16 protein-coding genes and 3 tRNA genes are annotated in these 20,538 nt (G+C 37.2%); 13 read left to right on the top strand and 6 right to left on the bottom strand.

The genetic code is table 11. From position 1 onward, the window contains the following. Positions 1 to 16 precede the first annotated feature (16 nt). From OD757_RS15145 to OD757_RS15135, 3 genes are all read right to left on the bottom strand, one after another. Entirely contained in the window at positions 17 to 3,115 is a 3,099-nt protein-coding gene (locus OD757_RS15145; protein WP_263032371.1) for an efflux RND transporter permease subunit, read from the bottom strand. 15 nt (positions 3,116 to 3,130) lie between these two features. Continuing rightward, the gene (locus tag OD757_RS15140) at positions 3,131 to 4,240 is read right to left on the bottom strand and encodes an efflux RND transporter periplasmic adaptor subunit (protein WP_263032440.1); all 1,110 of its coding nucleotides are present in this window, start codon (positions 4,238 to 4,240) and stop codon (positions 3,131 to 3,133) included. 68 nt (positions 4,241 to 4,308) lie between these two features. Further along, the gene (locus OD757_RS15135; RefSeq protein ID WP_034677903.1) at positions 4,309 to 4,944 is read right to left on the bottom strand and encodes a hypothetical protein; all 636 of its coding nucleotides are present in this window, start codon (positions 4,942 to 4,944) and stop codon (positions 4,309 to 4,311) included. Positions 4,945 to 5,228: 284 nt separating this feature from the next. Here OD757_RS15135 and pilG point away from each other — a divergent pair, with 284 nt between their 5' ends. The 8 genes from pilG to OD757_RS15095 all read left to right on the top strand — a co-directional run bounded on the left by pilG (position 5,229) and on the right by OD757_RS15095 (position 16,358). Further along, positions 5,229 to 5,612 (top strand): twitching motility response regulator PilG, encoded by a 384-nt coding sequence (gene pilG / locus OD757_RS15130; protein ID WP_000389061.1) that lies wholly within the window; start codon positions 5,229 to 5,231, stop codon positions 5,610 to 5,612. A 22-nt stretch (positions 5,613 to 5,634) separates the two neighbouring features. Next, positions 5,635 to 5,997: a PleD family two-component system response regulator gene (locus tag OD757_RS15125; RefSeq protein WP_009389403.1), complete on the top strand. Its 363-nt coding sequence runs from the start codon at positions 5,635 to 5,637 to the stop codon at positions 5,995 to 5,997. 59 nt (positions 5,998 to 6,056) lie between these two features. Then, positions 6,057 to 6,593, top strand: coding sequence for a chemotaxis protein CheW (locus tag OD757_RS15120; protein WP_009389381.1), 537 nt, complete (start codon positions 6,057 to 6,059; stop codon positions 6,591 to 6,593). A 43-nt stretch (positions 6,594 to 6,636) separates the two neighbouring features. Then, positions 6,637 to 8,715 (top strand): methyl-accepting chemotaxis protein, encoded by a 2,079-nt coding sequence (locus OD757_RS15115; protein WP_263032370.1) that lies wholly within the window; start codon positions 6,637 to 6,639, stop codon positions 8,713 to 8,715. Positions 8,716 to 8,863: 148 nt separating this feature from the next. Beyond that, the gene (locus OD757_RS15110; RefSeq protein ID WP_263032369.1) at positions 8,864 to 13,369 is read left to right on the top strand and encodes a hybrid sensor histidine kinase/response regulator; all 4,506 of its coding nucleotides are present in this window, start codon (positions 8,864 to 8,866) and stop codon (positions 13,367 to 13,369) included. Next, positions 13,369 to 13,836, top strand: coding sequence for a hypothetical protein (locus OD757_RS15105; RefSeq protein ID WP_263032368.1), 468 nt, complete (start codon positions 13,369 to 13,371; stop codon positions 13,834 to 13,836). Before OD757_RS15110 ends, OD757_RS15105 begins: the two co-directional genes overlap by 1 nt. A 241-nt stretch (positions 13,837 to 14,077) precedes the next feature. After that, positions 14,078 to 15,469 (top strand): coproporphyrinogen-III oxidase family protein, encoded by a 1,392-nt coding sequence (locus OD757_RS15100; RefSeq protein WP_263032367.1) that lies wholly within the window; start codon positions 14,078 to 14,080, stop codon positions 15,467 to 15,469. A gap of 7 nt (positions 15,470 to 15,476) precedes the next feature. Further along, entirely contained in the window at positions 15,477 to 16,358 is an 882-nt protein-coding gene (locus OD757_RS15095) for an alpha/beta hydrolase (protein WP_263032366.1), read from the top strand. Positions 16,359 to 16,493: 135 nt separating this feature from the next. Here the strand turns inward: OD757_RS15095 and dapE are convergent, their stop codons facing one another. From dapE to OD757_RS15080, 3 genes are all read right to left on the bottom strand, one after another. Then, on the bottom strand, positions 16,494 to 17,627 hold the full coding sequence (gene dapE / locus OD757_RS15090; RefSeq protein ID WP_263032365.1) for a succinyl-diaminopimelate desuccinylase: 1,134 nt from the start codon (positions 17,625 to 17,627) through the stop codon (positions 16,494 to 16,496). A 125-nt stretch (positions 17,628 to 17,752) separates the two neighbouring features. Next, entirely contained in the window at positions 17,753 to 17,896 is a 144-nt protein-coding gene (locus OD757_RS15085) for an entericidin A/B family lipoprotein (protein ID WP_263032364.1), read from the bottom strand. A gap of 122 nt (positions 17,897 to 18,018) precedes the next feature. Next, a complete protein-coding gene (locus tag OD757_RS15080) occupies positions 18,019 to 18,900 on the bottom strand; it encodes a DUF1853 family protein (protein ID WP_263032439.1) in 882 nt (293 codons plus the stop codon). Between the two features lie 102 nt (positions 18,901 to 19,002). Here OD757_RS15080 and OD757_RS15075 point away from each other — a divergent pair, with 102 nt between their 5' ends. The 5 genes from OD757_RS15075 (at position 19,003) to OD757_RS15055 (ending at position 20,535) form a co-directional block, all read left to right on the top strand. Beyond that, positions 19,003 to 19,371 carry a YbaN family protein gene (locus OD757_RS15075; RefSeq protein WP_009389725.1) on the top strand — a complete coding sequence of 123 codons (369 nt, stop codon included), beginning with the start codon at positions 19,003 to 19,005 and terminating at the stop codon, positions 19,369 to 19,371. Positions 19,372 to 19,524: 153 nt separating this feature from the next. Further along, complete coding sequence (elsL, locus tag OD757_RS15070; protein ID WP_009389609.1) at positions 19,525 to 20,028, top strand: cell wall-recycling L,D-carboxypeptidase ElsL; 504 nt, start codon at positions 19,525 to 19,527, stop codon at positions 20,026 to 20,028. Between the two features lie 206 nt (positions 20,029 to 20,234). Further along, positions 20,235 to 20,310: transfer RNA gene (locus tag OD757_RS15065), tRNA-Val, on the top strand. 24 nt (positions 20,311 to 20,334) lie between these two features. Continuing rightward, positions 20,335 to 20,411: transfer RNA gene (locus tag OD757_RS15060), tRNA-Asp, on the top strand. 47 nt (positions 20,412 to 20,458) lie between these two features. After that, positions 20,459 to 20,535: transfer RNA gene (locus tag OD757_RS15055), tRNA-Asp, on the top strand. Positions 20,536 to 20,538: the final 3 nt, after the last annotated feature.

Genomic DNA, 20,538 nt, shown 5'->3' with positions numbered 1-20,538 from the left:
TACGATAATCGCTGCATTATGACATGAATCGTCGAGTTTGACGCAGCATAAAGTTTTTCAAGTCATCTAGATAAGTGAAAATGACGGGTACAACCACAAGAGTCAATAGGGTAGAAGTAATCACGCCCCCAATCACAGCGTGAGCCATTGGTGCGCTTTGCTCACCACCTTCGCCAAGACCTAAAGCTAGAGGAACCATCCCCATCACCATGGCACTTGTTGTCATTAAAATTGGACGTAAACGGGTTTTGCCTGCTTGTAAAATAGCATCGTAACGGCTTGTCCCCTGATCCATTGCTTTCTTAATAAAATCGATCAGCAAAATCGCATTTTTAGTGACGAGCCCCATCAACATGATAATGCCAATAATTGAAAATAGGTTCAGGGTGCTGTTGAATAAGAATAGGGCAAGAAAAACGCCAATGAGTGACAATGGTAAAGAGGTCATAATGGCAGCTGGATGAATAAAGCTATTAAACTGAGAACCTAAAACGATATAGATAAATACAATCGATAGGGTGATGGCTGTTAATGCATATCCAGCAGATTCAGCCATGTCAGCATTTGCCCCTTGAGTATCAAATGTATATCCAGCAGGTAGTTTAAATGCCTTTTGCATTTTATCGATGTCTTGACCAATGTCCCCGCTAGGGCGGCCTGAGGTATTCGCCTCAATCAGTACTTCACGCTCAAGATCACGTCGGTTAATTTGTGAAGCGCCGAGTTTTTCTTCGGTTGTTGCAACTGCGCTAAGTGGAACTAATATATTTTGCCCAGTTGCATTGGTCTTATTGGAATTGAGATATAGGTTCTGCACATCTTGCGGAAGCATACGTTTATTTTCATTTAAACGGACATTCACATCATAATTTTCGCCATCGCGATCTTCCCAAGTCGTTACGTTATCGCCAGCAATTAATGGACGAATCGCATTGGCAATCTGAGAAACAGATAAACCCAAATCACTTGCCAGTACACGATTAATATGAACACCCAGAGTCGGTTTCGGTTCTTTCAATGAACTTTCTAAATCAACTACACCTTTAATTTTTTCCATTTCAGCAATAAAACGATCTGAAATTTTCTGTAGCTCATTTAGGTCAGATCCTTTAATAGAGATCATGATTGGCTTTTGTCCGCCAGAGACAGAATCTTGTGCTGCGGCAACAGAAGTCACTCGAATACCCGCTACACTTTGCAAACGATCGCGGAACTCATTGTTGAGTGTATTCAGATCTGAGCTACGTTCTTGTTTTGGCTTTAAGGTCACACCTAACCCTGCATGGTTTTTACCAGAGTCTACTTCACTGTTGACCACGCCATAAGTAGAAACCACATCGGGGAATTGTCTAATAATTTTATCGACTTGATGTAATTTCGCTTGGGTATATTCCAAAGATGCATCTACAGGGGTTTCAAATTGAATACGAACTTCACCTTTGTCTGGGGTAGGTACAAATTCAGTTCCAATCAGTTTAGACAGTCCTAGTGCCGCAAATAATGAAGCAATTGCAATAATGACTGTGATCAAACGGAAACGTAAAGCCAGTTTTAAGAGATTTTCATAAACATGAGTAAGCCGATCTAACACATTAGAAATATGGTTAAAAAAGCGTTGTAGCCAATTATCTTTTTTCTTAACCGGATCTTTCCAATGAGCAGACAACATTGGATCGAGCGTAAAACTAATAAACATTGAAATTAAAACAGCTGTACTGACCGTTACGCCAAACTGATAAAAGAAACGTCCAATCAGTCCGCCCATGAAGGCAACAGGTAAAAATACCGCTACAATCGTCAGCGTGGTTGCGAGTACGGCTAAACCAATTTCTTTCGTGCCATCAAGGGCAGCAGTCACATGATCTTTGCCAAGTTCAGTATGTCGGACGATATTTTCCCGAACTACAATCGCATCATCAATTAAAAGACCAATACTGAGTGATAGGGCTAATAGCGTCATCATATTAATACTGAAACCAAAAGCCCAAATGAAGGTTAGGGTTCCTAGCAGAGTAATTGGTAAGGTTAAGCCTGTAATGACGGTAGAGCGGAAAGAGCCTAAAAATAATAGAACAATTAAAACGGCTAAGGCGGCACCTTCAATAATGGTGCGGGTTACATCTTTAATTGAAGCACGAATTCCTTTCGAGCTATCGGCCACAACTTTGTAGTTTAAACCCGCAGGCATTTGTGTTTTTAATTTCTCTAAAGTTTGGTAGGTTTTATCGACGACCTGAACTACATTGGCATCAGAACTTTTTAAAATATCAACAGATACCGCAGTTCTTCCATTATAAAATGCACTCGATTGTAGTTCAGCTTGTGTGTCCTCAACAGTTGCTACTTGCTTTAAAAAAATGGGTGAACCATTTTTATTGGCAATCACCAAATCACCAAAAGCAAGCGGATGGATAACTTTTGATTGAATCTGTACAACCAGTTCAGAATTTTTTTGCTGTAATGTCCCTGCAGGCACTTCAATATTTTCATTTTTTAAGGTGTTAATGACCTGATCAATACCAATGCCGTAACTTTGTAATTGTGCAGGAATAACCTTTATTCGGATTTGCCGCTTTGCATCACCCAATAAATTCACATTACCGACACCCGAAACCGTTTTAAGCTGAGGTACGATACGTTTATCTACATATGAACTTAATTGCGCCAAACTCATGCTGTTTGATTCAAATACGACTGACATGATTGGGCTAGAGGAGGGGTCGTAGCGTTGTACAATCGGTGTATCAATTTCATCACGAAATTGGGCGGTGACAGGTGCAATTTTGTCACGAACATCTTGTGCTGCAAGGGCAGATGAGGTATCGAGATTAAACTCAGCCACAATCATCGAAAAGCCTTCACTTGAGCGTGAAGTGATTTGTTTAATCCCTGAAATTGTATTGATCTGATCTTCGAGTTTTTTTGTAATATCTGACTCAACTGCTTCGGGTGAAGCGCCAGCATATTGCGTAGTCACTACTACGAATGGGAAATCGACGTTTGGAAACTCTTCAACCGTCATACGTTTCCAAGAAGCTAACCCGAGTACCATTAAGCTGATCATCATCATAATGGTAAAAACGGGATATTTCACACTGATTCGAGTAAACCACATACGCTATTTGCTACCTTATTTATTTTTTTCGGTTGTAACCGTCACTTTTTTATTAATGTCGGAATCATCAAATTGAATACGGCTCACTAGATCTGTGCGTTGTAAACCATCAACTAGAGCAATATTGTCGTTATAGCGCTGTTCAATCACACGAATTTTAACTTTTTGAATGGTGTGATTACGTACCACCCATACAAAAGGATCATGTTGTATATTTTGAATACTATCTAAAGGAATCGTTTGGCCTTGCTGAGTGTCATTACGGAGAATATTTCCATTAATGAAAGCCCCAATACTTAACGAATCAATTTTTTCTTTAGGAACCGCAAAGAATTCGATTTGTCGGCTATCTTGATCTGCAACAGGTGAAATACGTGTAAGCGTCGCATTTAATTGTTTAGAATTTCCCTGAATCTGATATTGAATACTGCTACCTACTTTAAGAGCAGACTGTTGTTCAATTGGTAACTTGGCCTGTATTTCAAGTTGGTCTGGATTTACGATCTCAAATAATGTTTGACCAACTGATACAGTCTGACCAGGTTCTACTTGTCGTTTAGTAATTACACCTGAAATTGGGCTAGTAATAATGCCATCTTGATCGGCTTTACGAGCAATATCAACATTCGCTTGCTGGGCTTTTACACTTTCAAGTTGGCCTTTATAGTCAACCTGACTCTGTTCAAACTCGACACGAGCAATAAATCCTTGATTAAACAATCTTTGCTTTCGGTTCATTAAATTACGTGCAAGTTCAGCTTGAGATTGAGCTGAAGCAAGGTTAGCGCGTGCTTGTGCTAATCGTGCAACATTGTCCTGATTATTTAATCTGACTAAAACTTGGCCTTTTTGTACCTGCTGGCCAACATTTGCAGTTACAGTGGTCGCTGTGGCGCTCACTTGAGCCTGAATCGAACTTTGCTGAACTGCTCGAATTGTTCCTGTAAATGCGGTTTGAGAGTCAAGTGCTCCCTCTTTAACGGCAATCAGGTCTTGAGGAATGAGTTCAATTTTTGAGGGAGCTGTTGCTGTAGTTTTGGGAGTTTCTTGCTGATTACATGCAGCTAAAATCAAACATAAACTAATAATACTCAATTTAAAAACAGTAGAAGGGGTGAGATGCATTTTATGCATACAGCAACATCCTATAATTCAAATTTTATTTTGCCCCTATTCTTGATAAACCTTTACAGTTATTCAAGCTTTTTTAAACGTTCGATAATATTTTCATACTCGCTATTGGTACGGCGGTAGGTCTTGGAAAGAGTTTCAAGTGTTTGTTTAACCCGATTAATATTATTTAGATTGTTTTCAATCAAAGTCTTATGACGTTCAGGAACTGTTTCTCCTTTTCTGAAATATTCCATTTCTTGACGTTTAAATAAAATTTTATCTTGTTGTAACTGGTTGAGTTGTTCCTGTTGATAGTTAATTTGCTTTTTTATCGCAAGTAATGCTTGATCTCTTTTAATCAAAGCGGTCTTACTATTGCTATACGCTTTTTTTAATTTGATATCTTGTTCTCTATGCCGTGCCGATAATGCTCGTTGACTTGATTGATTTAAATCAGCCTCTGCATTATATGAATGATTTCTTTTAATCACTTGCATATTTCGATCTAGCACTTCATAACCGTAACGTATATGAGCAGGAGTGACTGAAGTACTGATATTTGCCGTACCGTGTTGATCATAATAACGATACCAGACCACTTTAGATGTATCTGCTATAGCAGAGGTTGTTGAGAAACAGAGCGAACCGAAGGAAATAATGCCTATAGATACAGACAAGCAGTTCCTATAAAAGGCATATTTCATCCGATCATTCATTGAAAATCCCCAAAAAAGATAGCTAAATCGCTTATTTTTAAATAATTAATCTTTATTATATTAGTTATTATTTAGCTGAATAAAAATATAGTCATTATAAAAAAAATGATAATTTTAATTAAAGTGTGATGAGGTTAAAAGTTATTGTTTATAAATGAGAAAGTAGACAAAAATGTCTCATTGAAAATAGACCTTGAGATATGTTAAAAATGCTTATAAATGTGTAAAAACAAATTTAAGTTAAATTGCATTTATATTTTATATTTATGGGGATGGAAGATTAAATGGAAGATGCATTCCAAAATCTGAAAGTAATGGTGATTGATGACTCAAAAACCATTCGCCGTACAGCAGAAACCTTATTACAGCGAGAAGGCTGTGAAGTGATTACCGCTGTGGATGGATTTGAAGCTTTGTCCAAAATTGCAGAAGCAAATCCGGATATTGTTTTTGTCGATATCATGATGCCTCGTTTAGATGGTTATCAAACTTGTGCTTTGATTAAAAACTCTCAAAATTATCAGAACATTCCCGTTATCATGCTCTCTAGTAAAGATGGTTTATTTGATCAGGCAAAAGGGCGTGTGGTAGGTTCAGATGAATACTTGACGAAACCCTTTAGCAAAGATGAATTGTTAAACGCGATTCGTAATCATGTAAGTTCATAGCAAGTAATTTGAGGGCAAAAAAATGGCACGTATTCTCATTGTAGATGATTCACCAACAGAAACTTTTCGTTTTAAAGAAATCCTAACCAAACATGGTTATGACGTGCTTGAAGCATCAAACGGTGCGGATGGTGTAACTCTTGCAAAAGCAGAGCAACCAGACCTTGTATTAATGGATGTGGTCATGCCTGGTGTAAACGGTTTTCAGGCAACACGCCAGATTAGTCGTGGGGAAGACACTAAGCATATTCCGGTGGTCATTGTGAGTACTAAAGATCAGGCAACGGACCGGGTATGGGGTAAACGTCAAGGTGCAATCGATTATCTGATTAAACCTATTGAAGAAAAGCAATTGATTGATGTAATTAAACAATTTCTAAATTAACTCATCCATCCATAAAAACATAAATAACGGGATTATGTGCCCGTTTTATAGGATCGAGTATGGCAGCGAACGGATTTATCGAGTTACTTCGTTTGTCTAAACGGGGTAATAAGAATTACGCTTCAGTTCAAAATGAAGCACAGCGATGGTCAGGGATTGCTTTTGAAATGAGAGGGCAATACTTCGTCGCACCACTTGGGGAAGTGTCAGAAGTTATCTATCCACCAAAATATACGCCTGTTCCAAATACCCAAAGTTGGGTAAAAGGATTGGCTAATATTCGGGGAAGATTAATTTCTGTGTCTGATCTGGCACATTTTATTTTAGGGCAACGAAGTTCATTTTCGTCAACTCAAAAAGTATTATGCATTAGCCATCGCGACCAGTATGTGGGGTTGGTCGTAGATCAGGTTTTGGGGATTCAGCACTTTAATAAAAAAAGCTTTTTTTCTCAAAGTTTAGACTTAGAGGAAAACTTAAAAGAGTATTGCCAAGGTTATTTTCACCAACATAACCAGCACTGGCATGTCTTTTTATTTAGTCGGTTATTGCAAAATCCACATTACATGAATGCATCGACAAAATTTATAAACTAATTTTTACGCTGTGAAAAACAGCGTATTTTTCTGGGGAAAAGCTATGGGCTTTAAGCTTAAAAAGAAAGGCGGCAATCGTGTTGCGTCCGAAAAATCGGGTGTCAATTTTATTGCAACAATCCAGTCAAGAATTGAGCAATTTGCCAGTTTATTTGGGGAAAGTGAAAAGTCCAAGCCTATCCTGTATGCAGCACTTGTATGTTTTGCTCTTGCGCTAGTTTCTCTCGCCTATCTGTTCTATAACGTTCCACGTCATAACCAGTTAATCCGAAGCCTCGGTGAGTTACGTTTGTTATCTCAAACGATTTCTAAACAAGCAACAGAGGCAACAGAGTCGGGTTCTCAAGAAGCGATCACAAAGCTACAGCAATCTCAAAAAGACTTTGATGAAAACTTACTTGAGATTGAAAATATTCATGGTAAGTCGACTGATGAATATCAAAAAGTTGAAGTCATGTGGACTGGTGTTTCAAAAAATATTGATTTGATTTCATCTCACCAGAAAGTTCTTAACCAGTTATATGACACTAACATCTCAATTAGTGAAACGGTTCCCGAAATTCAGGCTGAATATAACTTGATGGTTGACCAAATGGCTCGTCAAGGTTTGCCAAGTAGTCAGGTAATTATAGCTAAAAACCAGGTGTTTATTGCTGAACGTATTTTACGTTCTATTAACTCGGTACTAAGTGGTACAGATGGAAACATATCGACTAGTGATTTTAGTGTGGATATTGATACATTTGGTACATATTTAAATGCTGAACTTAATGGTAATGCTGAATTAGGGGTAGATCGTATTGCTGATCCAGCTTTGCGTGAATCTTTAGAAAGTATTAAAAATGAATATGACAAAGTTTTAAAAGCTGCAGCTACTACAGTTTTGAAAAATGGTAATCAAATTGTGAATGTGCGTCAGGCATCTTCTCAGATTTTTTCTAAATCTGATGTCCTGTTAGATAACTTGGGGCATTTATCTGACGTAGCAAGAAAGAACTGGCTCACTTTACTCTTAGGTGCAGTGCTGATCAGTTCTTTAGCAGGCTTAATCTTCTCTGTATTTAAGTTAATTACATTACGTAGTGTAATGGATAAGCAACGTGTTACTCGTTTACAAGACGAGTATGACCGTAACCAAAACGCAATTTTACGTTTACTCGATGAAATCGCCGATCTTGCAGATGGTGACTTACGTTCATATGCAACTGTATCTGAGGATTTTACGGGAGCAATTGCCGACTCAATTAACTTCGCGATTGACCAATTACGTGACCTTGTCTCCCGAATTCATGAAACTTCTCAGGAAGTTGCCCGCTATACGCAAGATACTCAAAATATTACTAACCAGTTGGCAGAAGCATCAGAGCATCAAGCACAAGAAATTGCTGGTGCATCAACCGCAATGAATGAAATGGCGCAATCAATTGACCAAGTATCTTCAAATGCATCTGAATCTGCCGAAGTAGCAGAACGTTCGGTACAAATTGCTTCTAATGGAGCACAAGTGGTAAATCGTTCAATTGAAGGTATGGACACAATTCGTGAACAGATTCAGGAAACTTCCAAACGTATTAAACGTTTGGGCGAGTCTTCACAAGAAATTGGTAACATCGTATCGTTAATTAACGACATTGCTGACCAAACAAACATTCTTGCATTAAATGCAGCAATTCAAGCATCTATGGCAGGTGAAGCAGGACGTGGTTTTGCCGTGGTTGCAGATGAAGTACAACGTCTTGCAGAACGCTCTGCATCGGCAACTAAACAGATCGAAACGCTAGTTAAAACAATTCAGACCGATACTAACGAAGCTGTTATTTCAATGGAACAAACAACAACTGAAGTTGTGCGTGGAGCGAATTTGGCAAAAGACGCAGGTATTGCCTTGGATGAAATTCAAAAAGTATCTGGTGATTTGGCAAGCTTGATGGCTAGCATCTCTGACGCAGCAAAACTTCAGTCTGCATCTGCGAGTCACATTGCTACCACTATGACTGTAGTACAAGAAATTACTTCGCAAACCACAACTGCAACATTCGATACAGCGCGTTCTGTTTCTGAATTAGCAAATATGGCAGAGTCATTACGTGAATCGGTAACGGACTTTAAATTACCTGATTAAATTGGGGATGAAGATAGCTGTTTCTATAATAGCTATTCTTCTAAAAAGTATTAACAACACCAGATAAATATTGGGGACACAGCTATTTATCTGGTGTTGACTCTGTCGTTTTTCTCCATCTAGGAGACAAGCAAAAGAAGCCTTTGCTATGAAAGAAATACTAAAAACTTTAACTGAAGCAATGATGCTACCGGAAGATAGCTATTCACAACAAGATGCAGAATTCCTTGATATCTTTGTTGAAGAAATTGAAGAGATTTTTGTTGAATTACAATCTTTGATTCATGAATGGATGCAATCTAAAAATGTTGCTACGCTGACTGAAATCCGTCGCCATTTTCATACTTTAAAAGGTTCTGGACGAATGATTGGAGCGAAATCTTCTGCAGAGCTTGCTTGGACTGTAGAAGATACACTAAATCGGGTAATCAATGAGAGCCTCAGATTAACTCCTAACATCCAACAATATGTTCAGTTGGTATTTAAGTTCTATTTTTTTAAATTAGTAGACGATTTTAAATCTAAAAAGCAACATACCTTAGATTTTAGACCTCTTATTTTATTGGGACAACAATTACAACAACAGCAAAGTTTAGAGCCTGCTTTAGACGAACTTTTATTATTGTCGGATACGCTTACTGCTGAAACTAAGACTGGTTTAGAGGTGAATGATTTAGAACACGAATCAGATAATTTAACTCTAGAAACCACCATAGAAAGTGAACATAACCTCGCTGAAACCTTAATTTTATTTATGGAAGAAGCGGAAGAGCACTTAGCGACCATCGATCAGTTTTTAGAACAAGAAATACATCAGCACGAGAGTTATAATGCGCTAATCCGTGCATTACATACGTTGCGCGGTAGCTCAGCAATGGCTCACATAGAAGCAATTTTTGATGCCAGTACCAAGGTTGAGCATTTATTCAAAATCTTATTACAAGAAGAGCTTTCTTCTCATTCAGAAGAAATTTTGCTACTCCGTGATTACCGTCATTTTATTCGAAATTGTTTAGATTTATTGGCAGTGCATAGCTCTGATGAGCAATTAGGCTCTAATCTGAAACAATTCAATGAGATTTGGGATGCTTATATGGAGCAGCATGGTGAGCATTCAAGCCCGCTCATGCCTTCGCATGGTCTAGTCTCTCAGTTATTACAGCTAGATGTTTCCGAATTACTTGATGCAGAGTTAGATTTTGAGAAAGGGGTTCGTACCGAGTTTCCTCATTATCTTGAACGTTTAAGTGAACAAGCTGATTTGTTATTGCAACACACTCAGTCTCAAGCAATGATTGGTTTATATGAATATACGAATCAGCTTAAATATAGCTATGATGTATTGCTTGATCGACCTGATTTATTGCAATCAGATTATATTTTTGAAATTTATCAAAAAGCACATCAACAATTAATTCAGTTATTTGATGCGTTAGCTGCGGGACAACGAGTAAGTATTATTGAGCAACACCAAAATGTTTTGGAAGATTTAAAACTATATACCCAACATATTCCAAGCCTTAATAATGAACCATTAGAAAATCATCAGGAAATTGTTGATTCACTATTTAGTATTGATCTAGAACACACAGAAAAAGAGCCTCTGGCATCTATCGAAAATGTATTAACTGATCATGTTGCAATGAGTCAGAGTGTACATTTAGATCGCCAGTTTATGTCTACTGAGCACGTAAACCGTTACTTTGATTCAGAGCTGTTAGATATTTTCCTTGAAGAAGCTGATGAGTTGCTTGAGGGAATGGATACAGATCTTAATATTTGGATTAATGATCAAGAGAACTTTGCTGCTCTTAATAATCTGATGCGCTATTTGCATACCTTAAAAGGTGGGGCAAATATGATTCAGGCAAATTATATTGGTTTAATTGCACATGAATTAGAAAGTATTTATGAGCGCCTAATTCAAAGACAGTTAATTGCTTCATCTGCGCTCATTGATTTTATTCGTCTGGTCCAAGATGATTTAGCTGATCGTCTACAAATCGTGCGTGAGCAGCACCTAGATTATGCTGCTTCTCATACTGTTCAAGCACTTAAGAATGCAGGTAAGGTATATGATTCACTTGAGCCTGTTGTTAAAGAGATACAAGCAGAGTCTGAAATAGATGTTATATCGGAATTAAATTTTGAAGTATTACAACAAGAAGCTATACACAATACTGCGCTAAATCCTGATGAGTTAACTTCTAATTTTGAGCAAATTGTTGAGCCTAATATTAGACGTGTTGAACATACAGAATTACAGACTTTTGATGCAGAAGGTTGTGCAGTCAGTATCGAAGATCAGGATATTGATTCTGTTGTCGAGCAGACATTTATGGAGGAAGCGGCCGAGCTGTTAGAGATGGCCGATCACTTATTAAAGCAGTGGTTTGAGCAGCGTACTAATCGTAGTATCTTGCTTCAGTTACAAAGAGCAGTGCACAGCTTGAAAGGTGGTTCCCGTATGGTGGGACTTGAAACCGTACAAGCGATAGCTTATCAACTCGAAAACGCATTTGAAAAATTTGCGCTTCATCATTTTAGCTCAAATATTTATGACAACTTATTAGAGAGCGCGATTGCTTGGTTAAAAGAGGCAATTTTCAAGCAAAATTATCAACATTTCGATGGATTACAACGAAGTTTAGAAAATATCCAGTTTATTGAAACTGCAATACAAATTCCTAATAAGTTGACTAGAACTGATCTATTTAGTACCGAACCTGTCATGAGCTTCGTGCAAGGTGATGGGGCAGAACCACCACCAATGATGGGAGCGTGGGAACAAGCGCAGCATCTTGAACAAAATAACGAGATGATCCGAGTTTCAGCAGATTTAATCGAGAAAATGATTGATTTGTCTGGCGAAAATTCGATTAATCGTTCGCGAATTGAAATGGATCTAAGTCAATTTGGTCATACACTCGTGGAAATGGAATTAGCCATTCAACGACTTGCAGACCAGTTGCGTCGAATGGAAGGTGAATTAGAAACTCAGATTATTGCAAAACATGGTATTGAGCACTCTCGTTATACAGAATTTGATCCTCTAGAAATGGACCAATATTCTTCATTGAATCAATTATCGAAATCACTTGCTGAGTCTGCATCGGATTTGGTGGATTTCAAAAATACATTATCCGAAAAAATCAGAGATACCGAAAGTTTATTGGTACAACAATCACGTATTCAGGCCGAAATTCAAGAAGGGCTAATGCGGACACGTCTAGTGCCATTCTCTCGATTGTTACCTCGTTTACAACGAATTGTGAGACAGACTTCTACTGCATTGGATCGACCAGCAGAGCTTTTTGTTAACAATACCGAAGGTGAGCTAGACAGGACAATGCTAGAGCGTTTGGTTACACCACTTGAGCACATGCTTCGAAATGCAATTGACCATGGTCTAGAAGATCGTGTGCAACGTGAACAAGCGCAAAAACCAGAAACTGGACGTATTGAACTGAATATTCACCGTCAAGGTACGGATGTTGTTGTTACATTTAAAGATGATGGCCGAGGTATTGATATCGAGAAAGTCCGTCAAAAGGCCTTATTGTCTGGTTTGATTAATTCTGAACAAGTATTAGAACATCAAGATATTTTACAGTTGATTTTCCATCCAGGGTTAAGTACAGCCGACCAAGTCACTCAGATTTCAGGTCGTGGTGTGGGGCTAGATGTTGTACAAAGTGATATTAAAGCTTTGGGCGGGCATGTGAGTGTCGACTCTGTCTATGGCCAAGGAACAATCTTTACAATACGTGTTCCAACCACAGTAGCGGTTAGTGATGCATTAATGGTTAAAGTTGCCGATCAACAATTTGCAATTCCGTTAGCTCAAATTGATCGAATTGTTCGAGTTTCACCAACATCATTAGAACAGTATTTTGGAAGTACACAAGAGTTCTTTGATTTTGAAAATAAACGCTATCCATTACGCTATTTATCTGAGTTTGTTGGTAATCAACCGATTCCACGTTTAAGTGGGATGATGTATTCACTACCAGTATTAATGATTAAGGCCAATAATGGACAAACCATTGCATTATTGGTTGATCAGCTTATTGGTTCACGTGCACAGATTGTAGTTAAGCCAATCGGGCAGCAGTTCTCTAGTATTGGTGCGATTGCCGGCGCAACTATTTTAGGCGATGGTCAAGTTTGTCTAATTTTAGATGGACAAAATATTGCTCGCCAAATTCAGTCTACTCGCCGACATAAGCCGCTTAATGAAGCTGTCTATAGACCACGTGAATCTGACGAACGTCGTCTTATTATGATTGTAGATGACTCTGTCACCGTCCGTAAGGTAACGACTCGTTTACTTGAACGTCAGGGCTATGATGTAGTCACTGCGAAAGATGGTATTGATGCAATTGAGCAATTGGAAAATATTAAGCCAGATCTGATGTTGCTTGATATTGAAATGCCGCGAATGGATGGCTTTGAAGTACTTAATCTGGTGCGACATCATGATCTACATCAAGATATGCCAGTCATTATGATTACATCAAGAACTGGAGAAAAACATCGTGAACGAGCATTTGCTTTAGGGGTTAATCAATACATGGGTAAACCTTTCCAAGAAGAAGACTTACTTCACAATATTGATGCCTTTTTCATGACATCTGAAGGGGAACTCGCCTAATGAAAACCCATATAAGTAAATCTTTAATTAATGAAATGGATCAGCAAGAACTTCAACATTTAATTACTGTTTCAACTGGTTTTATAGATGCATATGTTATTGAATGTGATCAGCAAGTGCCGATGCTATTGCCACAAAACATCGTGTTATCGGCTATGGATGTTAAAAATGGCATTAAGCATATTGAGTGGCATGACGTAAAACTTCCTGTCTATTCAGTGCACAATGAGGTTGATTCGCGAGCGGTGGCATTAGTTATTGAAAGTGAAGACATTAGCCAACGTTTTGCACTCATCTGTAAATCGATGCCAGTTTCGGTTCGTTTACGTATTTCTGAAGTCGTAGATGAAAATGAAGATATACAAGACGCTTTGCAGCACCCAACTGTATTTAAATATGTGCGAATGGAGGATGAACGCTACCACGTTCCTAATTTGCAATATATCGAAAATTCGCTTCATGTATAAAAAAAGGAACTCATTTTGAGTTCTTTTTTTTATACAAACTAAATAAAAAATTAAGAAATTAAAAGATATATTGCGACTTTGAAAAATAGCTAAATATTATTGTATAAATCCAATTTCTTACTCTTAACTTCATAAATCAAAAATATCAAAAAATTTAGGAAAAAAGGGGAAGAAAAACATTGAATAATATATTTTGTTTACATAATATGTGTTTTTATAATTTAATGTAAATATAGTTATTATGGATATTGCTTCAATTAAAAATTTCATCCAAAAAAATAAAGTAAGACATTTATCAAATAAAGTTCTACATACCCATCCTTCACCTAAAATGTGGAAAACAGATTTAAAAGAAGAAGAAAATAATTACTTTTTATTAAATACAGATGCTCAATATAAGTCTATAAATTTATATTTAGGTATTCCATATTGTATTCCTACTGATCCACCTCATTGTGGATTTTGCCTTTTCCCTACACAAGATTATAAAGGTAAGCGGGAAATGGACTATTATCTGGATTTTTTAAATAGGGAAGCCCAGTTATATAAAGAATTTTATCAAGGAGCTAAACTTGAAAGTTTGTATGTAGGAGGAGGTACGCCTAATTTACTTCAACCTAATGACTATATGAAACTGACTAACATTGTATCTTCTCTTTTTCCCGATGCTGGTATATCTAAACCTATAGAAATGACATTAGAAGGTATCCCTCAACTTTTTAATGAAGATAAAATAAGAGCAATTAAAGATGCAGGTTTTAACCGTGTCAGTATGGGAGTACAACAGGTTAATGATGAGTTAATCGCGACAAGTGGTAGAAAACAAACGAGAAAGCAGGTTTTTGATGCAATTGAGTTGTTTCATAAGTACTCTTTATCTTGTAACGTCGATTTGATCTATGGCTGGCCAAATCAAACGGTTGAGGCAATGCTAGTAGACTTGGAAAGTATTGTTCAATCAGGAATAAAACATATTACTCATTATGAGCTTAATATCGCTGGTCGTTCTGACTTTGCGACAAAACAAAAGCAAAATACGCCTTCTATTGAGAAAAAAATTGAGATGTATAACATTGCTAAACAATTCTTACTAAGTAAAGGTTATAAACAAAAAACAGTATATGATTGGGAAAAAGAAGATAATAACCAATTAATTTCAGAGAAATATTTATATGAAGATAACCTTAGAGACTGCTTAGATGCTAATGGGCAAAGTAAAATGACCACAATGAGTGGATTGGGCTATGCAGCCGTTAATATGCGATTGCAACCTAACTTATCAGAAACGAAGTCTGTTTCAGCAATGAATCATCGAAACCTAACTGAATACTACAATGCAATATCTTTAAATAAACTTCCTATTGAACGTATGTTTGTTCATGATACTGAAGACGTAAAGTTGATTTGGATATTTCAAGCATTACAAGAAATGAAAATTAATACCAAAAAATATGAGAAAATTTTTAATAGTGATATTAAAGACGATTATAAGTCTATTTGGGATGCATTAGCCGAAGAGGGTTGGGTAGAGCATAGCGATGAATATATTAAGCTTATTAATGAAGGCGAGTTTTATACACCACTCATTCAAGCATTATTAAGTCAACCTAGAATAAAATTTTTGCAACAGTAGAAAATAAATGTCAATTTATAAAGAGCTGCATATTTTAAAAACAGATGACCATGCTGAGTTTGCTTTATGGGAAATTGCTAAAAGCGAGAACACTCTGATAAAAAAAGAAGCAATTTTCTTATCTCATGGTGCATTTTCAGACAAAACTGTTTGTATGGGTATTGCAGATTATTTGGCAAATCAGGGTTATATCTGTTTTATTTTAGAATGGCGTGGGCACGGCACAAGCCCAAAAACAGATATTCCATTTAACTTTGAAACTGTTGCGCTATATGAATATAAGGCCGCATTTCACTATATTTATCATCATTTTAATATAGCCTCTTTACACTGTGTGACTCATAGTGGGGGAGGTTTATGCCTAACTATGTTCTTAATTAATTATCCAGAATATTTAAAGAATATCCAAAGTATTACTTTTATAGCTTGCCAAGCATTTGGAGCCATAAACAACACATTTGATTTTATTAAACTCTTTTCTGCAAAACTCGTTGTTAAAGGTCTAGGCCAGATACCCGCTAATAAATTTAAGTTAGGTCGAGTAAATGAAAGTTACTACACTATGCGACCATGGTTTAACTGGAATTTAAAGCAAAATTTTATTAGTGAATTTAAAAATATTGATTATAAAAAACATATGAGCTCTATTCGAGTCCCAATATATTCTATCAGCGGAACTGGTGATAAATTTATAGCACCAGTTAAAGGGTGCCATAAATATTTAGAAGCCTTTGAAAATGAAAGTAATATATTTCGTGAGTTTGGGCTTTCTAATAATAATCTAGAAAATTATTCTCATAGTAGAATCGCACTTAGTCAAAATGCTACTAAGGAAGTCTGGCCCACTATATTGCATTGGATAGATAAGCATTCAGAAAATGCTCTTTAAGTACTTTGTATAAAACTAACTATCTGGATTAGGGAATACGAATCACTTTCTAAGACTCTCAAAGAATGGATTAACTTTAAGATAAGAAAAAGCACCCTAAAGTGGATGCTTTTTTATTCATTGAGCTTTAATATTTTAAGCTAATAAATTTTCTAAAATTTGTTCATAAATATCAGTCAGGGGATCGAGATCATGCACGTCAACATGTTCATTAATTTGATGAATTGTTGCGTTAAGAACCCCTAATTCCAATACCTGTGCGCCTGTTGGAGCAATAAAACGTCCGTCAGAAGTACCGCCACTTGTTGAAAGCTCAGTTTCATTGCCAGTTACATTTAAAATAGCAGTTTGAGCAGCATTAACGAGTTCACCGACTGGGGTCAGGAATGGTAAACCAGACAAATTCCAAACGATTTCATATTTTAAACCGTGTTTATCTAAAATGTCATGAACACGCTGTTTAAGCTGTTCAGCTGTCACTTCTGTTGAGTAACGGAAGTTAAAAGTAACTTCTAAAGTACCCGGAATTACGTTGGTTGCACCAGTTCCAGCATGAATATTTGAAATCTGAAATGATGTTGCTGGGAAATATTCATTTCCATTATCCCAAACAGTTTGGCATAGCTCTGTTAAAGCGGGTGATGCCTCATGAATTGGGTTAAGTGCTAAATGTGGATAAGCAACATGACCTTGTTTACCTTGGACCTTTAATACTGCATTAAGCGAACCACGACGCCCATTTTTAACAATATCACCTAATTTATGAGTACTTGAGGGTTCACCTACCAAACACCATTTAATTTTTTCGTTACGTTCTTCAAGAGTCTCAATAACCTTGACCGTACCATTAACAGCAGGGCCTTCTTCATCAGAAGTAATCAGAAATGCGATAGATCCTTTATGGTTGGGATGTTTTGCTACAAAACGCTCAGATGCGACAACCATAGCTGCCAAAGCTGTTTTCATATCTGCCGAACCGCGACCATATAATTTTCCATCGCGAATTTCTGGTGCAAATGGGTCTGAATTCCACGCTTCTAATTTACCTGTCGGGACGACATCCGTATGACCTGCAAAACAAAATACAGGTTCTTCAGTTCCGCGACGTGCCCAAAGATTATCTACTTCGCCAAAACGCATTGGTTCAATATGAAAACCAACTTGGCGTAAGCGCTCTGCCATGATGGTCTGGCAGGTGTGATCAATGGGAGTAACAGAAGGTTGTTGTAAAAGTTCTAGGCTAAGCGAGAGAGTATCTGAATGGTTCATACCGGAAATTGCGTGCTGATCAGGTGAAATATAGTCCGATATAATAGGCGAATCTCTACGGGATGGGTACGTAAAAATAAAAAAACCCTATCGGAACGATAAGGTTTTTTCGTGACAACTCTAACTTACATTTTATCTTGTGTTTTTTCAGCAGTATTTGTTACAGCATCACCTGCTTTAGAAACGTCTTTACCAAAACCCTTAAACGTATTACAGCCTGTTAAAACAACAGCAATCATTACAGAAGCAACTAAAACTTTTTTCATCATTTTCTCCGTTTAAATTTAATAATGAAGTAAATTTAGATTAAAAAACAAACGGAAAAAGAAACATGACTGTTTAATAGTAAAAACGTTATAAAATGTTTCTAGAATCTTAAATTTATTGTTAATTATTTAAATTTCTGCATGTTGGACTTAAATTTTAAGTGTGAAGGATGTCTAAACATATAAGACAGTATCTCTTCACTATTTTTGCAATATAAACCTTCTGTCCACCAATAAGCTGAATCCGAACTAGGCCGCTTATTTGGACACAGCCATTCTTGCCTTTCTAATCGATAAAAAGAAGATTGAGGAATTATAGTGCCCCAATATCCCAAACGACGCTTTAAATTTATCCAGTCAGGTAGGGACTGCTGAAAATTTAAATCTAAAGGAAGATAAAGTTGTCCCTTTAAAACTGCAAAACGGTTTTGAATTTCGAAGTTCAATGCTTCAGAAAACTGAAATTGTTTGTTCGTAAAGTGATAAAGCTTTTTGCTTAAAGTATCTTGACGGTTCAGGCCGATCCATTGTTCTAAATTTAAATCTTCTTCACCCAGATAATATTTTAAGGCTACTTCCCAATGTTCAATTTTTTGAGATTCTTTATTTAAAATTAAAAAATCCAGCTCGCCTAAAGTTTTTGCTCCCTCAATTTTTTGAATACTATGTCCTAATAATTGATAGGGATGATACTGATCTTCTTGTAACCAAAACCAGAGGAGATGTTCAAAACGTAAACCTAAGCGTGTACTTTTAAGCCGAGATAAAAACTGAATTAAAGGTTCTGGTGACTGATCAAGTTCTTCCAAGCGTGGTAAATAATTTTGAAAATGAACTTCCCAAAATTCATTTGGATGTAGCTTAAAGGAATGTTGTATACATAGATTTTTCGGTAGTTGGCAAAGTAAATTTGGACTAGCAATACAAAACGCGAGCTGTCGAACTATAGGATGTTGAAATTGAAGCCATGGCTCGAAATAGGAGGTTTTAATTGAAGCAATATTCATATATTTAATACTCGAAGAATTCATCCTAATTTCATAACGGATCAACAAAAAATAGTAGAAAAACACTTTATACTAACGCTAACAGCAGGTTAAGGTTTATATATGCGAACATTGTTCTGGCGCTCTTTAGTCGTGATTTTTATCACGCTAGGCATTATTGGAGCAATTTTACCAGGTATGCCGACAACAGTGTTTTTGATTCTGGCTGCTTGGGCAGCTTCAAAAGGCTGGCCACAAATGGATAATTGGTTGTTAAATCATCCTAAATATGGTCCAACACTACGTGATTGGCGAGCCAATGGCACAGTACCTCGTAAAGCGAAGTGGATTGCAAGCATCATGATGGCGATTAGCGGAATTATCATGCTATTTACTTCAGCGCCACTTTTGGTCAAGGCTTTTACTGATATTACTATGTTCATCGTTGCAGTTTGGTTATGGCTACGGCCCGAGCCAAAAATAGAAGATTGATAATCTTTTATTTTTGGCGCAAGACAAGCAGTGAAACTGCGCGTAGGTATAAAAAGATTGATAATCTTTTATTTCAGTGCAAGAGAAGTCCTTACAATAATTTTTTAATTAAAACTCAAAATATTTGAGTTGATATATAAGAGAATAAGTCCAATGTCTCAATTTAAACTCGAAGATGCTGATGTTCTTATCGATTTAGAAAACCAAACATTAACTTTGCCTAAACATAATAAGTTTTATGTCATTTCTACAGGAAAGAATGGAATTGGTGAGCAGGAAAACACGGGTAGAACACCCCGTGGATGGCATAGAGTGGCAAAGAAAATTGGTGCCGATTCTCCTCAAAATGCAGTTTTTATTGCACGTAAGCCAACTGGGGAAGTCTATAGCACTGAGTTAGCTGCCCAATACCCTGAACGAGACTGGATACTTTCTCGTATTCTTTGGTTAGATGGGTTAGAAGAAGGTTTTAACAAAGGCGAAGACCACGACACCATGCAGCGTTACATTTACATTCATGGAACTCCAGACACGCAACCAATGGGGGTGCCAATGTCGCATGGGTGCGTCCGAATGCGTAATGAAGAAATCATTGAGCTATTTGATTTAGTGGCTGAAGATGCATTAGTTTATTTATCTGAACAATCTTTAACCTGAGAGCGAGTTTTATCTAATCTTGATGAGCTGTGTAAAGGTGGTAAATATTGAAATAAGTGTTTAAATAAAATACAAAAAAATGTTTTTTACTTAATAATGACTTATTTTTAATCATTCATTCGCATTTTTTTAAAAAGAAGTCGAAAAGCGTTTGACACCTGTTAAAGATTCTCTATAATGCACCTCACAAACGATGAAGACGTTAAGGGCGCTTAGCTCAGTTGGTAGAGCGTCTGCCTTACAAGCAGAATGTCGGCGGTTCGATCCCGTCAGCGCCCACCAAGCCTTTACGTTAAGCTCTCAAGTGCAGCGGTAGTTCAGTTGGTTAGAATACCGGCCTGTCACGCCGGGGGTCGCGGGTTCGAGCCCCGTCCGCTGCGCCACTTAAGACTTAACATCGTTTACCCCACAATTTCGATATTGTGAAAGTGCAGCGGTAGTTCAGTTGGTTAGAATACCGGCCTGTCACGCCGGGGGTCGCGGGTTCGAGCCCCGTCCGCTGCGCCACTT

Origin of the sequence: Acinetobacter sp. AYS6 (assembly GCF_025630795.1) — a bacterium.
Taxonomy (GTDB): domain Bacteria; phylum Pseudomonadota; class Gammaproteobacteria; order Pseudomonadales; family Moraxellaceae; genus Acinetobacter.
Note: the sequence above shows the minus strand (reverse complement) of the source record. Positions and strands in the feature narration are given on the sequence as shown.